This window comes from Campylobacter sp. 7477a (genome assembly GCF_014892335.1).
Taxonomy (GTDB): Bacteria; Campylobacterota; Campylobacteria; order Campylobacterales; family Campylobacteraceae; genus Campylobacter_A; species Campylobacter_A californiensis.
In genome coordinates this window covers 45873-60829 of the sequence record NZ_JADBJH010000007.1, presented here as the reverse complement: position 1 = coordinate 60829, position 14957 = coordinate 45873, and the positions used below count along the sequence as shown (strand labels likewise).

Annotated in this window: 14 protein-coding genes; all 14 read right to left on the bottom strand. The window is 36.5% G+C overall.

Going from position 1 to position 14957, the window contains the following annotated elements; genetic code table 11:
- Positions 1-13: 13 nt before the first annotated feature.
- The 14 genes from CCAL5182_RS04610 to CCAL5182_RS04545 all read right to left on the bottom strand — a co-directional run bounded on the left by CCAL5182_RS04610 (position 14) and on the right by CCAL5182_RS04545 (position 14789).
- Positions 14-523, bottom strand: coding sequence for a hypothetical protein (locus CCAL5182_RS04610; RefSeq protein WP_169935626.1), 510 nt, complete (start codon positions 521-523; stop codon positions 14-16).
- Positions 520-1473, bottom strand: coding sequence for a hypothetical protein (locus tag CCAL5182_RS04605; RefSeq protein ID WP_169935624.1), 954 nt, complete (start codon positions 1471-1473; stop codon positions 520-522). Before CCAL5182_RS04605 ends, CCAL5182_RS04610 begins: the two co-directional genes overlap by 4 nt.
- Positions 1470-2144: an ABC transporter ATP-binding protein gene (locus CCAL5182_RS04600; protein ID WP_169935622.1), complete on the bottom strand. Its 675-nt coding sequence runs from the start codon at positions 2142-2144 to the stop codon at positions 1470-1472. Before CCAL5182_RS04600 ends, CCAL5182_RS04605 begins: the two co-directional genes overlap by 4 nt.
- Positions 2141-3250 carry an ABC transporter permease gene (locus CCAL5182_RS04595; protein ID WP_169935620.1) on the bottom strand — a complete coding sequence of 370 codons (1110 nt, stop codon included), beginning with the start codon at positions 3248-3250 and terminating at the stop codon, positions 2141-2143. Before CCAL5182_RS04595 ends, CCAL5182_RS04600 begins: the two co-directional genes overlap by 4 nt.
- Entirely contained in the window at positions 3240-3428 is a 189-nt protein-coding gene (locus tag CCAL5182_RS04590) for a hypothetical protein (protein WP_169935618.1), read from the bottom strand. Before CCAL5182_RS04590 ends, CCAL5182_RS04595 begins: the two co-directional genes overlap by 11 nt.
- Positions 3425-4468 carry a nitrous oxide reductase accessory protein NosL gene (locus CCAL5182_RS04585; protein ID WP_228026724.1) on the bottom strand — a complete coding sequence of 348 codons (1044 nt, stop codon included), beginning with the start codon at positions 4466-4468 and terminating at the stop codon, positions 3425-3427. The genes CCAL5182_RS04590 and CCAL5182_RS04585 overlap by 4 nt, the downstream gene beginning before the upstream one ends.
- A 10-nt stretch (positions 4469-4478) precedes the next feature.
- Entirely contained in the window at positions 4479-5312 is an 834-nt protein-coding gene (locus CCAL5182_RS04580) for a tetratricopeptide repeat protein (RefSeq protein ID WP_169971630.1), read from the bottom strand.
- An 11-nt stretch (positions 5313-5323) separates the two neighbouring features.
- Positions 5324-7996, bottom strand: coding sequence for a cytochrome c biogenesis protein CcsA (gene ccsA, locus CCAL5182_RS04575; protein WP_336610381.1), 2673 nt, complete (start codon positions 7994-7996; stop codon positions 5324-5326).
- 15 nt (positions 7997-8011) lie between these two features.
- The gene (gene nrfD, locus CCAL5182_RS04570) at positions 8012-8983 is read right to left on the bottom strand and encodes an NrfD/PsrC family molybdoenzyme membrane anchor subunit (protein ID WP_169971628.1); all 972 of its coding nucleotides are present in this window, start codon (positions 8981-8983) and stop codon (positions 8012-8014) included.
- 1 nt (position 8984) lies between these two features.
- Complete coding sequence (locus CCAL5182_RS04565) at positions 8985-9659, bottom strand: 4Fe-4S dicluster domain-containing protein (protein ID WP_169971627.1); 675 nt, start codon at positions 9657-9659, stop codon at positions 8985-8987.
- A gap of 27 nt (positions 9660-9686) precedes the next feature.
- Positions 9687-10457 (bottom strand): FKBP-type peptidyl-prolyl cis-trans isomerase, encoded by a 771-nt coding sequence (locus CCAL5182_RS04560; RefSeq protein WP_169971626.1) that lies wholly within the window; start codon positions 10455-10457, stop codon positions 9687-9689.
- A 63-nt stretch (positions 10458-10520) separates the two neighbouring features.
- Entirely contained in the window at positions 10521-12581 is a 2061-nt protein-coding gene (locus CCAL5182_RS04555) for a cytochrome c3 family protein (protein WP_169935607.1), read from the bottom strand.
- 104 nt (positions 12582-12685) lie between these two features.
- Positions 12686-14110 (bottom strand): c-type heme family protein, encoded by a 1425-nt coding sequence (locus tag CCAL5182_RS04550; RefSeq protein WP_169936031.1) that lies wholly within the window; start codon positions 14108-14110, stop codon positions 12686-12688.
- A complete protein-coding gene (locus CCAL5182_RS04545; protein WP_336610380.1) occupies positions 14100-14789 on the bottom strand; it encodes a response regulator transcription factor in 690 nt (229 codons plus the stop codon). The genes CCAL5182_RS04550 and CCAL5182_RS04545 overlap by 11 nt, the downstream gene beginning before the upstream one ends.
- Positions 14790-14957: the final 168 nt, after the last annotated feature.

Genomic DNA, 14957 nt, shown 5'->3' with positions numbered 1-14957 from the left:
GTTTATTACGGGGTTAAATTTTATTTTCTTTAAGCAGAATGTAGATGAGTGGGTTCATCGTAGTTTCGCCACGTGCGGCGCACAACACAACATCTTCAAAAAAATAATCACTCGTGCCATAGCTTCTAAATTCATACGCACCAAATCCAAACATCATCGGCGTCATCTCAACCCTAGAATACCAAGCCCTTCTTGCATCGATATACTTCTCGCTATCTTGCGAATAAACCCAAAGCATAATGTCATCTTTATTTTTCTGACGCATAAGCCAGATAAATGAATTGCCGATATCGTTAAAAAAGTAAGTATCACCGTTTGGCATTACAGCTTGAGCCGTATTATAAAGATCGGCGATAAGCGTCTTGCTTTCTGTGCAAAGGTATTTTCCAAGCTCGATCTCAAGTGGTTTTTTCTCAAGATTTCCATGCCTGACTACAACACTACCCTCCTTTACGTCAATACTAACATAAAGCAAGGTAAAAACACAAAAAAGAAGAGTGAGCGCAAAAATTTTCTTTATCATAGCAACACTCCGATCGTAAAGTAGTATTTTGCAACATAAAACGAGCATATAGCCACATTTATAAGTAGCCAAAACGACGAAAGGCGAAGTAAATGAGTGTAGTCATATCCCGTGATAAGCTCGACCAAAAAAGGAGTAATACCGTAAAAAATTCCCAAAAACAGCGAACCCCAGATAAGATAACCAATGTAATAATACTCGCCCATTAACATACAATACGGGCATTTGTGATTAGGCTGTTCATAGACATAAAGCCCAAAAAAGTAAGTTATAGCATAATAAGCGATAAATAAAAACAATAAATTTAAGGCAAAACTAGCCATTGACTGCTTTAAAAAATTTAAAACCGCGATAGAGGCAAATATAACATAAAAAAACATCGCTAACATCGCTTGAGTGTAGCCAAAAGGTAGTTTAGGAGCTTGAAAAACAACAGAACAACAAAAAACAGGAACACTTAAAGGTATGTTTGTAAAAAACAAAATTTCAAGCACAAATTCACCCAAAATAGCACAAAACAGTATGCTAAAGATGATGTATTTTCGCTTTAAAAACGGAAAATTTATCGCTTTTAAGTCAAGATAGTTTACAACAAGCCAAAGTCCAAGTCCAAATATAAGCAAGAGTTTTAGTAAAAACAGTATATTGCCGTATTCGTTTGAGCCGATAACTCCTGCCGAGCACATAGCGCCAGGCACTACGGAAGAGAGTTTATTTAACGAAAGAGCAAAGAAAACAAACAAGATAATCTTGCAAAATATAGTAAAAAACAAGATCGTATTTACAAGATAATTATGCTTTTCAAGAGTGTATTGTAAATTTGTAGTTGCATTAAAGTCCCAGTAGCGTAAAATGCGCACGATATAAAACTGTGAGATAGCCATCAAAACGATAACTATAAGCTCGGCAAACAAAAACGCAATTACATCATTTGATAAAAATACACTCATAAAATTTCACCGTTTTTAACATCAACGATCTCATCTACAAAGTCCAAATCATCAAATAAAATATCATGAGTTGCTACTATAACCGTCTTTTTTAACTCTTTAAATTTCTTAAGCATCTGGATAAAAACAAGAGAATTTTGTTTATCCAAATTTGCGGTCGGCTCATCGGCTAGTATAATGCTTGGCTCCATAACAAGTGCTCTTGCTATAGCGCATCTTTGCTTTTCGCCTCCGCTTAGGCTTGATATATTTTGATCTTTTTTGTGAGCTATATTTGCTATTTGCATAGCTTTTTGCACCATCTCTTCAGTTTGTGACTTGCTAAGACTTAATATACTTAGCGGGGCTTTTACGTTATCTTTAACACTTAGTCCCTCAAGTAAATTAAAACTTTGAAAGACAAATCCTATCTGTGTATGACGGATATTTGAAGCCATGATATCAGGAAGCTTTGAAACATTTTGTCTGTTTATTAAAATTTCGCCGCTACTTGGCTTTGATAGCCCCCCAATAAGTGAAAGCAACGTGCTTTTACCACTTCCGCTCACTCCTTTTAATATCACCAGATCACCGCTCTTTATGCTTAAATTTATATTTTTTAAAGCATAAAATTCATTTGTTTCACCCTCGTGGTAAATTTTATTTAGATTAGATACTTCTACTGCGTTCATTTTACTGCCTCACTCATATCTGCTATAGCTATACGCCACGATGGTATGATAACAAATGCTAAAAACGGTATCACACTAAACAAAAATATAAGAAACAGCATATTAAAGTCAACAATAGGCGTAAACGTAACTGAATTTTCAATCTCAAGTCCCAAAAAAACATTACGCAATAATGGAGCGTTAAAGATAAAAATATAAATATAAGCAAGTGCCACACCTAGCAAAAAGGCACTCGTTGCCACTGTAAAATTTTGTATAAATTTTAATGCAATTATGTCTTTGATCGCATATCCGATACTTCGCAAGATGGCGATCTCTCGCTTTTTTGAGCCGTATGCTAATGAAATTTGGTTTTTAAGTAGTATGAAAAACGAGATCATAGCCGCCGAATAAATCACCATAAAAATTCCACCCTTATAATAATAAAGATGTCTTATATCAGAAATTCTATCCTCCATGCTAAGTGCTTGTGTGTTTGGGTATAAATTTGAGATACTAAGTGCTACTTGACTTATCTCGTTCTCGTTTGGAACATCGACATAAATTTTTGTGTATTCGCCCTCTTCCAGGCTCAACACCGCTCGTGCGGTTGTGGGATTTAGATAGATGACATCGTTTGTGATGATATTACTACTATGCGAAGCGGTTTTGTTTATCTTGATAGGAATTAAAGCGTGTTCTGTTAAAAAGTTAAATACATCTTCATAGTAAAGCTCTGCCATCTCCCTTTTTACACCCTCGCCTATTATCATCTCGTTTTCATCAAGCTCATCTAAGCCAATTATATGAAACCAAATTCTTTTTTGTCCAAAGTAGTAATACCCATCCACAACGCCCCACGCATCACTTACGCCGTTTATGCGCTTTATGTCATAGATATAACCGTCATGCATGGTGTCCTTTTTACCGGCTCTTACTGCCTCCACGACAACACTTGGAGAGTTTTGTATACTAAGACTTAGGTCGTTTTGAATAGAACTTGATATAAACAAAACCGAACTTAAAATAAAAACTATAAAGGTAAAAATAATAAAGCTAAAAGCATGATCGGCTCTATCTTTATAAAGTAGTTTTATGGCGTAGTCGATAAAATTTTTACTTACCATAGACAAATTCCTTGTATTTTGGACTTTTAAAAACTATCGAAGCTCTTACGTCTTTGACTTTTTTAGAGATATTTTCCAGCTCATCACTTCTAGTTTTATCATCAAAATTTATATAATGCAATCCGATAAAAGCATAAACAACACTAAAAACTACAGTTAAAATACCTAAAAATTTCATAACCCTTTTAACATTTCTTCCGTTATATCTTCAAATTTTAAGATCTGCTTGCCTGCATGATCTTTTGCAAAATTTATGGCCTCGTTTTGACTTGCAAATGGGATTAACTCATCACCCATAGGGCCAAAGACATTTGAGCCGACTACAAAATACGCGTTTTTGGCATCTATCTTATGAAGCTTGTAATAATCACTCACAAATAATTTATTGAAATTTTTATTGTTTTTAAAGTAATACTTCATCATGTCTTTAACACCGTCAAAATAAAACTTTTCGCTATCTGCTTCTATCATCGCAGCCCATTGTGGGTTTTTAGCTACAAACATCCCACATATCGGACATCTTGCATCTTTTGGAACGACGATCTTTTCAGCTTTTTTAACCACATTTACATTTTTTGGTTCATCCCAGATATAAAGTGCTGCCGCTTGTAAGTCGCCATCGGCTGAAATTTGACAGAACTTTTTGAGGTCGTCTTTTAAAAGCGCGATACTTTCATAAATGTTTTTATCGACTTTTGTGCATTTGGTTTCATAAATTTCTTTACCTTTTGCATAAACTCCGCCCTCGCGTTTTGCTTTTATCATCTTCATGTCACTTACAAAGTCTTTTCCTGCTACCTCATAAGCCTTTTCAAAACTCATTATCTCGCCACCGTTTCTAGCTTGAAACTCTTTAGCATCATCTTCGGTTAAAAATGAGTATTTACTGTTTTGCGTCATCGTTCCTTTCATTCGACTACCGACAACATAGTAAGCCTTGCTGGCATCGATAAAATTTAAATTCTTTGTATCAACAACCATGACATCTTTTGGCATAGTTCCCTTTGTGGCCTCATGAAGACAGTGCATTGAGCAGTATTGTTTACCGTTGTGAGTATGATTTGTTTTATAAAATTTAGCCAAATCCATCCCGCAATTAGGACAATACTCTTTTGCATTTCCCTGCATGATAAGAGTTGATTTATCAGGCTCTACACTTTGAAACATTGCCGCTTGCAACGCTCCAACGATACAAGCAAGTATCATAAATTTTTTCATACCAACTCCTTTATTTCATAAGTTGTTCTAAAATTTTTGCATTCTCACAAGCTTCTACAAGCCCGCCGTCACAACTTTTCTTAAAAAAGTTTTTAGCCTTTTCGTTATCGGCTTTTACACCTTTGCCCTCAGCATACATTATGGCAATATCATTACAACCTTTTGCATAGCCTAGATTACAAGACTTTTCAAAGCTCTTTGCTGCTTGCTCGTAGTTTTGACTTGTGCCTTGAGCTAGCGCATACAAGTAGCCAAGGTTATCACATGCCATACCGATACCTCCGTTGCATGCCTTTTCGTAAAAGCTTTTTGCCTTTTTGTAGTCTTTTTCTACGCCGTTTCCTTGGTTATAAAGATAGCCAAGGTTATTACATCCCATCATATCTTCGTAATTACAAGCTTTAGTGTATAGTTCGATCGCCTTTTTAAAATCACGCTCCACTCCTGCACCATTTGCATAAAGCAGCCCAAGCGAGGTGCATCCTTCGTTATCTTTACAAGCTTTGTCGTAAAACTGCGCTGCTTTTGTAAAGTTTTGGTCAACACCTTGACCGCTTTCATGCATATATGCAAGGTTGTTGCAAGCTAAAGCAAAATTCATCTTACAAGCTCTATCGTATAAATTTACAGCTTTGACAAAGTCCTTTGCTACGCCACCTGTTCCCTCATAATACACAACCGCAAGGTTATAACACCCAGATGCCTTTTTATCCTCTTCGCAAGCTTTTTCATAAATTTCTACTAATTTTTTATGATCTCCGCTTTGCTGCGCCTCAATGCCCTTTTTTATAAAACCGGCATTTGCCAATACCGCCAAGATCAATACCAAAACAAGCTTCTTCACCTTCTCTCCTTTTATATAGCTTTTACTTCTCGCCCTCTATAAGCAAAAACAGCGAGTAAGATCACAAATGTCAAAATAAAATATATAAATTTAGGCACTCCCATAGCATCACCGCTAGCATATGAATGCATGCCCGTTAAATAAAAATTCACACCAAAATACGTCATCACGATACTAGCGTAAGATATCATCGAAGATACGCAAAAAGTATATATGTTATTAAATTTAGAAATAAACCTCAAATGCAAAACGATAGCATAAACAACAATGGAAACAAACGACCAAGTCTCTTTACTATCCCATCCCCAGTAGCGGCCCCAGCTCTCATTAGCCCAAATTCCACCAAAGAAATTTCCAACCGTAAGCATAGAAAGTCCAACTATCAAGCTTATCTCATTTATAGCTGTGATGTAGCGAATTTGATCATTTAAACGTTCTTTGTTTTTGCCATTTTTTAATATCATTAATACAAGAGATAAAATTCCAAGCAAACACCCAAGACCCAAAAAGCCGTAACTCGCCGTAATAATCGAAACATGTATGCTTAGCCAATAAGACTTTAACACCGGAACTAAATTTGTTATTTGAGGGTTAACAAAACTCATGTGCGCCACAAGCATCACAACACTTGCAAGTAGCGACGCAGCACAGAGCGTAAGAAGCGAGCTTCTAAAAAACACCACTCCGGCTAGTGCAGCCGACCAACCTATATAAATCATGCTCTCATAACTATCGCTCCATGGCGCATGTCCTGCGATATACCAACGAAGAGCTAGACCAAAAGTATGAGCTGCAAATCCAAAAACAAATAGCCAAAAAGATATTTTTTTAATACCTTTATAATTCCCGCCCGTAAGTATCTCGGATAATGCCAAAATAAGTAAAATTCCGCCAAATACCATATAAAAATAAACAAGCTTTTTAAAAATTTCAAGTTTATTATAAGCAACCTCGGCTTTTATCTGAAATTCACTCGGTAAGATGTGTGCCGATACTTCTCTTTGGTAGTTTTTAAGCTGTGAAAGCGCAAAATTTGCCTTTGTCCAGTCGTTTTTATAAATACCCTCTCCAAGAGAAGAGATATAGTCATTTAAAAGCATTTTCACCTCTTTGGCTACGCCGGGATTAGCAAATGCATCGTTTGAAGAAAGCCATCTATCGCTCTGATCGTTTGGTATCGGTATAAATTTAAAAAATACACCTTTAAGAGCTAAGTATGCAACATTTATACGCTCATCAAATTTGACCATTTCGTTATCAAATTTAGAACGTTGCGAGGCTGGTTTGGCATTTGCCTCATCGCTTTGACTCATTAGCTTATATTCGCCCTTTTCATCAAACATAAAACTAAAACTAACAAAATTTTCACTCTCGTTTAAATTTAGAACTTTTTTAATATCGCTATTTTTAATCTTTATGATCTTTAGATCCTGCCAGAGCGTAGGGTTTATACTCATGCCCAAAATTATTTGCTCTGCGCTTAAACCAAATAAAGAATTTTGACCTGCAAATTTACTTACTATCTCATTAGCTTCCGTGCTCATCGGCTTTATGCGCCCCATGAAGTCTTGCACTAAAAGCTCTGCAAAAACACCGTTTGCATGAGATCTTGTAAATTTACCAAACTGTTTTAGATCATCATTTGCATATAAATTTGAATTGGTCACAAAAACAAGAGCAAAGATAAATAAAGTGGCGTTATTTTTTATAAATTTTGCAAGTTTCATAAAGCGTGAATTTTTGGTAAAAAAGTTAGCTACAAAACCAAAACAAAGCAAGAAATACCCTACATAAGTAGGAATTTTACCAGGGTCTTTATTTACCTCCAAAACAGTTCCCTGCTCGTCTTTGTCATACGAGGATTGAAAAAGCTTATAACCGCTAAAATTTAAAGGGCTATTCATAAAAATTTTATAGTCCATTACTTTTTTATCGTCTTGCAAAACCTCAACACTGCTTGAGTAAGACGACGCACTTTGTGATCCTGGGTAGCGCTCTAGCTCAAAGTCGTTAAGCTTTACGGAAAACGGCAATGTCACTAGTTTTGATCCCCATGCAAGCATTATTTGCTTGCCATCTTGCTCGATAACTTGTGGTTCTCCAAGCCAGCCTACTCCACCCCTAAGACTTACTTCTTTTTGCTCTTTGTCGTCAAAGCCTGCTTTTACATTTAAAACGCTTCTTTTGCCTTTTGGAAAAGCTTGATAAGAGCTAAAATTTACGTTAAAAATTTTGTCGTCTATGGCTTGTGAGATAGAAAAGCTATTATCACCCAGTTGTGATAAATTTAAGAAGAATTCGAATGTTTTATCTTCTGTTATGATCTGCAAATAAGGCTTGACGCTTACCATTTCGTTTGAGTGTTCGCCCTCTCTTACGTGAAGCACCCCCTCTTCACCGCAATACCTAGTCAAAAAAGCACCCAAAGCTATCACGATAAAAGCAAAATGCACCACAAAAGCACCAAGACGGCGCCACATTTTTGTCTTTATGATGATAGCGCCTAGCGAGATCGTTAGCAAAAGCATAACGATCTCATACCATCTGGCGTCATAAACTAAAATTTTAGCCGTCTGCGTGTCGTAAATACTCTCTAAAAAAGTAGCCACCCCAGCTCCAGTAGCTAAAACGGATAGCATGAAAATAACAAATTTATATGACGAAAAAAAACCAAACAACCTCATGCTATCTCCAAAAAATCAAATAAAAATACTGTAAGTTTGTCCCGCATAAAGTATAAACATACGAAGCATCAAAACACCTATGATACTTGCAAGAGCACTCACGTAAAAAGCAAAACGAGTATGTGCAAATGTTTTGCCTAATAAGAAGTTAAATACGATAGGTATAACAAAGCCTATACCAACGACTCCTATCCAAAACATTTTAGCATATTCTCCACTAAAAAATGCCACGCTTGCCGCTTTTTGAACATCGCTTCCTATGATAAGCGAAACAAAAATCATACCGATAAGCAAAATTTCTGCAGCCATTACAGGCCACTCTATAGCGTGTAAAATTTTAAGATCGCTCGAATGCGTATCTTCTCTAAAAAACATTGCAGCAATAAGCCCGGAACCTGCTATGCCCGCACTTAATCCAGAAGCTACAAAAAGAGCCGGAAGCACAGATGTATTTAGTATAGGAAATCTTACCAAAACAGAGATAAGAAAGCCGGTATAAGCGCATATCGCAACAGCAAAAATAAGCGTTAAAACAAACATAAGCGGACGAATAAAATTTAAAATGTTCATTATTAGTCCAAAAAATGCCTTTAAGAACGTAAAATGGTTTGCAAAAAATGCATTTAATTCCTTCTCAAAAGCATATAAAACCATAACAAAGCTAAGCGGTATGTAGATACAAAGTGCTAAAACACCTATAGACATAACCGAAGTAAAGTTATAATTTATCAAAATTTTCCAAAAATAAAGCGGCTTATCAAGGTCGGCAACCAAGCAAACCATACCTAGTAAAATAGTAACAAGAGAAAGCAAAGAAGCACCCTTAAACAAAGGCGTAACACCAGTTTGCTTTTTATAATACCTTATAAGAAGTGCAACGATAAGCGCTCCACCGCTCATGCCCGCTAGCAAAAGATACACAGCGATAGGCCAATGCCACACGACTCCGCTTGAAAAAGTATGAGTATAATTTATCGCACCATTCATTTCACACCCCCATTTTTACCGCAGGTATATAGCGCAAACTAGGTTTTGTGCCACACTCGGGACGCATTCTTAAGCTATCTTTTATACAAAGAAGCTTGCTTATATGCGACTCTTCATCGTTTAGATCGCCAAAAACTAAAGCGTCGTATCTGCATGCTTCGACACAGGCAGGCTCTTTGCCCTCTGCCAAATTTGTATCTAAGCAGAAGTTACAGCTTTCTGCGGCATGATTTTCGCTATTTATAAAGCGCACATCATAAGGACAGGCTACTATGCAGTATTTACATGCTATGCAGTCATCGGCATTTGTTGTAGTTATACCTGTTAGCAAGTCCTTATGACAGGCGTTTGTTGGGCAAACACTAGCACACGGTGCTTCCACACATTGTTGGCAGCTAACGCGCACATATCGTTTTTGCATCCTGTTATTTGGATCTGTTTTATCCTCTACAAAAAGCCTCATCTGTCCTTTAGGGACTAGATTTACTTTCACACAAGCTCTTTCACAGTCAGTACACCCGACGCATTTGTTTTGATCAAATATCATGCCGAAATTTGGTTTTTTAGTTTGCGCTTTTGGCTTATCATTTACGGCTCCGTAAGATGCCGCCGTGATAGAAGCCGAACCAAGAGCAAGGTATTTAACAAATGCTCGTCGTTTTAAATTTGTGTCCATATTCTCCTCCATTTTTGGGCAAAGAATTTACTTTGTTTGATGTATATTTTTTATTTCTTGTTCACTCATGTCTTTTACTATCTTAGAATACTCTCCCGGCTTTAATACCTTTAAAAGCTCAACTTCAAACACCACGGTAGATCCCGCAGGGATAGTTTCTAGCTCTTCATCCGCATACGCAAGCTCGCTAGGTATGACAAATTTGTATTTTGAACCGGCATTCATAAGCAAAAGACCCTCTTTAAAACCCTCTATAACATTTATCAAAGACAAGTGCATAGACGTTTTGTTATCGTATGTGTTTTCAAAGACTTCGCCGTTTGGCAAATACCCTTTGTAATGCACCTCAACAATACTTTCCGGTTTTGGCTTATCTCCTCCGCCTAGCACTAGCATTTCATATTGCAAACCTGATTTTGTTGTTTTTACATTTTTATTCTTGGCATTTTTAGCCATAAATTCTTTACCGATTTTTTTATTATTAGCAAGTTGTATTTTTTTATTTTCTTCAGTTATTTTATTTAGCCTATCAGCTCTTTCATTTAACAAAGAGATTATATCTTCGTCTTTCATTTTTGTCTGTTTTTTTAGAGCGTCTATAAGACCTTCTATTACGATATTAACATCAGACTTTACACCCATTTGCATTTGGTTGTGAAGCTGGTTTGATATATAACTTCCCGTTGATGCACCTATAGCATAAGACTCTTTTTCTTCAGTTGTCGACAGCTGAGCGCCAAATACACAGCTTGACAAACAAAAGATAGGAATTAAGCTTTTTAATATAACTTTTTGCATCGTTTTACCCTTAATTAAAAAATTTTATAAATTAAAAGGGCTACATAAAGTAGCCCCTATTTTTTACATTTTACTATTCAAAATTCTTTGCGCTTCTTCTACATAACCTTTAGCAGCGTCAAGTCTTTGTTTAGTATATTTAAAGCCATGCATACCCCATGAACCGTCTTTTTCAAGTAGATCAACAGTGTCTTGAGCTTTTTCAATTAGCTCGTAAACTCTTGATTTGTTACTTGGATCAAGTTTTTTGGTTTCTAGGATCTTATACATTCCCTCAATGCCGATCTTAACTTGAGTATAGTCGTTTTTGATAGGAGTTTGCCATCCCATAACTTCATCATAAGCTTGTTTTTGATTTTTGAAGTGTAGGGTCTCTTTTAGCTCTGATACAACAGGGCTGTGGCAACCTTTGTTTTCAACCATATCAAGATCCGCCCAAGATGTTCTAGCACAAGCCCACATCAAGTCAACAAAGTTTCTACCATCTTCATTTCTTTGGAAATGCCAATCCTTACCGTCTCTTGCTTCTTTTGAAGCAGCACCTGCAACGAATGATTTTTTATCAGGGCTAACATCGATTTTCCAGATGTGTGATCTTCTTTGAGTATCAAATCCCGCATTGTCTTGGAACTGGATAGCATAGAAGTTCTCACAACTCATCATAAACGGCATATGGCAAGATGCACAAGAGTTATCTTTGTGTGTATCGGCTCTTGCTGCTATATAAGCTTGCTCTTGGTGACAATCCGCGCAAGTTTTTCTAATTTTTGGTTTTGAATAGAATGAGCTTAGATAAGCTTGTTCTGAGTTATAGTTAAGTCCTTTGACATTCTTATCACCCGTAACAAAACCTGTATTATCGTGTGGATCGTGGCAAGTAACGCATCTCATACCTTTTTCATAGTGAGCTGTAAAGTATGATTGAGAACCCTCTGAACCACATCCTGGTCCCATTGATTTAAATTTAGAGCTTAGTGCTAAGTCAGGAGCGATTTTACCAAGCGGATGAGCTTTGTAAAGATCAGGGCTCCAGTTAAATCTTTGGTGACAACGTTCACAGTTAGAAGTTCTAAAGTTTGTAGCTCCGTCAAGGTGTCCGCCTGCCCCGTGACACTCTTCGCAACTTACACCTTTTGATATAGTGTGTTTTTGTAGCTCTTTAGCATTACCAAGTGCTGCATAAAACTCTTGTTTGCTCTTGAAGTCAAATTTGAATGGGTGGCAAACCTCACAGTATGAAGCATTAGCTTGGAAGTTCATAGTGTGTTTGTATTTTGCAGCATAAGATGCAAGACCGCGAACATAGCCTGTATTTAGACCGTATTCTTCAAGCGTTTCGGGGAATTCCGGCACCCATTTTTTGATCTTCTTAACAGTTTCTGGAGTTAGGTTAAGAGCCCAAGTTCTTTGCCATTGGTTTGAACCCGGAGTGATAGTACCAGTACCATCTCTTAACAAACCACCATCAACATGGTAAGTTCCTCTTAACATCCAAGCATCAACGAAACCAAATTTAGTTCTAAGGTGACCTACGGTTGCAAAGATAACATCAGGAGTAATACCTTTTGGTAGGATTGATGCGGTATCTTCTGTAAATACCGGCTCTGTTAGGTTGTTATTAACCTCAGGGTGTTCGCCAGGGAAGCGAATAGTAGTTGAGTGACGAGATCTACTCCATGCTTCGTATTGTGCAGGGTGACACTCACCGCATTTTTCAGAACCTATAAATTTATTAGGAAAAGCTAGTGATGAACCGGCAGGAATTCTATACATCATAGAACTATAGCCTTGTCCTTGTTCACGTTTGCTTGCTTTTGACAAATCCTTACCGTGCCCCTCCTCTAGCCATTCGTGGCCCCTATCTACGACATTTATCTTGCCGTCAACTTTTCCGCCGTACTTTGTAAAAATCGGGTGATTTTTAAACAACCAGTCATACATCTCTTTTTCTTCAACGATGTAATCCTGTAAAGATACGACACCTCTATCCTTAAGGGTTCCCTTAGGATCAGCGATAACGCCTCGAGCTGCGCCGGTCATTTGCATATCGTGCGCACAGGCAGATGAAGCAAATATGCTAATACCGGTAAGCAACCCAAGGAGTGCTCTATCCAGACCTTTCATACTTTCCTCCTTCGAAGAATTTTTCAAATTTCAAAAATCAAGAAGATTTCGTATTGATAATACTAACAATAAAAAGGGGTAAAAAGAGGGGGAAAGTTAATATTTTATGAATTTAAAAATAAAATTGTAAATATAACACCGTCTTTTGTGTTTTGCACTGTTATAAAACCGTTATTTTTTTTCATTATAACCTGACTCATGTATAATCCCAGACCACTACCTTTTTCTTTAGTGGTAAAATTTGGGTTAAATATCTTTTTTATCACGCTTTCATCGATATTTCCAGCGTTATTTTCTATGGTTATCATACGCGATAAAGAGTTCTTAAAAGAGCAAATTTTAACCCTTTTTTCACCTGGATGCGACTGCTCAAAAGCCTCTTTGGCGTTACTTATAATGTTTATTAAAATTTGTATTATTTCATTAATATTTCCAAAATGAGAGAAATTTTCCTTAATTTCTACATCTAGTTTTATAACATGATTTTTAAGAGCTGATTTTAAAATTTTTTGAGCCTGTTCTATCGCTTCAGCACTGGTAAATTCGCGCTTTATAGAATTTGGATTGAAAAAGTTTTTAAAGTCGTTTATAGTTTGAGACATAAATTTAACCTGCTCATCTACATCCTTAATCTTCTCATTTAATTTTTCTTTTGTTAATTTTCCTTTTTCATTATAAAGCTCTAAATTTATAAGCGTTGAGCTTATTTGTGCCAAGGGTTGCTTCCACTGATGCGAGATGTTGCCTATCATCTCTCCCATTGAAGCAAGGCGACTTTGATGTATCATAAGTTGTTCGTTTTGCTCTTTGATCTTTGCCATTTTTTCATGTATCTTGTATACTAAAAATACAAGAAGCACAAAAACTACAAAAAGTGCCACACTGCTTGTTATAAGCTCATTTGCGTGATACGCAAGGATGTTTTTGATGGGAATTTTAAAGGATATCATCGCTATCGTATCGCCGACCTTACCCTCAAAGTCCTTTGAACTGCCGTATTGCTCCATCATCTTTTTAGGAACCGAATTTATGTTATGGCAAACCGCACATGAGGCTTGAGAGTTTTTAACAGGAAGTCCCACATATATGTAAGAGGTGTTGCCGTCTTTGATTACCTGCGAGAATTCCTCATATCTTTTCTCTTTAAAGCCTTCTAAAATTTCATTCTCAAACTCATCTCCCTCATGCTCTGGGTTTAAAGGATTGGTCGCGACAAGCTTATAGTCGTAATTTATCTTATTTTTTGAAAGTTGGATATTATAAATTTCACGTGTGATATATGATGACGACTGAAGTCTTGGGTCGAAAAAATCATCTTTTATAACGCCTTCCACCTTAAGCTCGTCTATCAAAGGACGCTGCACTATCGAGATATAATCCCGCACCGCATTCATCGTATCAAGCACATAAAATGCCTCTTGCTTAGCGTCTTTTAACGCAAGCTGTCTATAAAAGCTAAAGACAAGTCCCATGATGATTATATAAAGGATAGTAAAGATAGCCACCACAAAACGAAATCTATATTTCACAGATGTAACCAACCCCGTATAAATTTCTAATCGTATCTTTGCCAAGCTTTTTACGAAGCTCTTTAACTATGGTTTTTATCGCTTCTTTGCTTGGCTGGTCAAATTCCCAAAGATAGTCAAATAACTCTTCATAAGTGACTGCCTTGTTTTTGTTTTTCAAAAAATACTCAAGTAAGCGACTCTCGCTTTTTGCAAGGTGACAGGCGGTATCTTTTATGTAAATTATCTTTTTAGCAAAGTCATATCTTGCTTGGGTGTTGATATTTACAATTTGTCTATCGCCCCCAAGCTCACGAGCTATATCTTTTAATGCGGCTATAAAAGCATCTTTATCATAAGGCTTTGGTAAAAACCTAGTTATCTTAAGCTCTACCGCCCTCCATAAATACTCTTGCTCAGTATGACTTGAAAGTATGATGATGGGTATGTTTTGATTATTTTGACGAACTCTCTTTATCACCTCAAGCCCGTCCATATGAGGAACCGTTATATCAAAAACAAGCACATCATAAAAACCGCTTGTGGCTAGATCAAGTGCCTCAAGTCCATCTTCTATACCCATAACTTCGCCAAAAAACAGCTCTAAAGTTTCGGTTAAATTTTTTAAAATTCCAACTTCGTCCTCTAAACAAAGAACTTTTTTATCCGATAAAATTTCTAAAATACTGCTATTTGGCACAAATTTCCCTTTAAATTTTCAACGATAATTTGCATATTATCAAAACAAGGCTTAAATTTAAAAGCTCAAATTAAAAATTTACTTTTACTAATATTTAAATATTTTATTATTAAAGAAGATAATTTGATTAAGTAAATTTAAAAAGACCGCTAGTTAAATTTAACGGTC

What these genes read in the sequence shown, in the direction of transcription:
- CCAL5182_RS04555 (WP_169935607.1), bottom strand. Translation starts at nt 12,581, where the DNA reads ATGAAAGGTCTGGATAGAGCACTCCTTGGGTTGCTTACCGGTATTAGC.
- CCAL5182_RS04605 (WP_169935624.1), bottom strand. Translation starts at nt 1,473, where the DNA reads ATGAGTGTATTTTTATCAAATGATGTAATTGCGTTTTTGTTTGCCGAG.
- CCAL5182_RS04565 (WP_169971627.1), bottom strand. Translation starts at nt 9,659, where the DNA reads ATGGACACAAATTTAAAACGACGAGCATTTGTTAAATACCTTGCTCTT.
- CCAL5182_RS04585 (WP_228026724.1), bottom strand. Translation starts at nt 4,468, where the DNA reads ATGAAAAAATTTATGATACTTGCTTGTATCGTTGGAGCGTTGCAAGCG.
- CCAL5182_RS04610 (WP_169935626.1), bottom strand. Translation starts at nt 523, where the DNA reads ATGATAAAGAAAATTTTTGCGCTCACTCTTCTTTTTTGTGTTTTTACC.
- CCAL5182_RS04600 (WP_169935622.1), bottom strand. Translation starts at nt 2,144, where the DNA reads ATGAACGCAGTAGAAGTATCTAATCTAAATAAAATTTACCACGAGGGT.
- nrfD (WP_169971628.1), bottom strand. Translation starts at nt 8,983, where the DNA reads ATGAATGGTGCGATAAATTATACTCATACTTTTTCAAGCGGAGTCGTG.
- ccsA (WP_336610381.1), bottom strand. Translation starts at nt 7,996, where the DNA reads ATGAGGTTGTTTGGTTTTTTTTCGTCATATAAATTTGTTATTTTCATG.
- CCAL5182_RS04560 (WP_169971626.1), bottom strand. Translation starts at nt 10,457, where the DNA reads ATGCAAAAAGTTATATTAAAAAGCTTAATTCCTATCTTTTGTTTGTCA.
- CCAL5182_RS04595 (WP_169935620.1), bottom strand. Translation starts at nt 3,250, where the DNA reads ATGGTAAGTAAAAATTTTATCGACTACGCCATAAAACTACTTTATAAA.
- CCAL5182_RS04590 (WP_169935618.1), bottom strand. Translation starts at nt 3,428, where the DNA reads ATGAAATTTTTAGGTATTTTAACTGTAGTTTTTAGTGTTGTTTATGCT.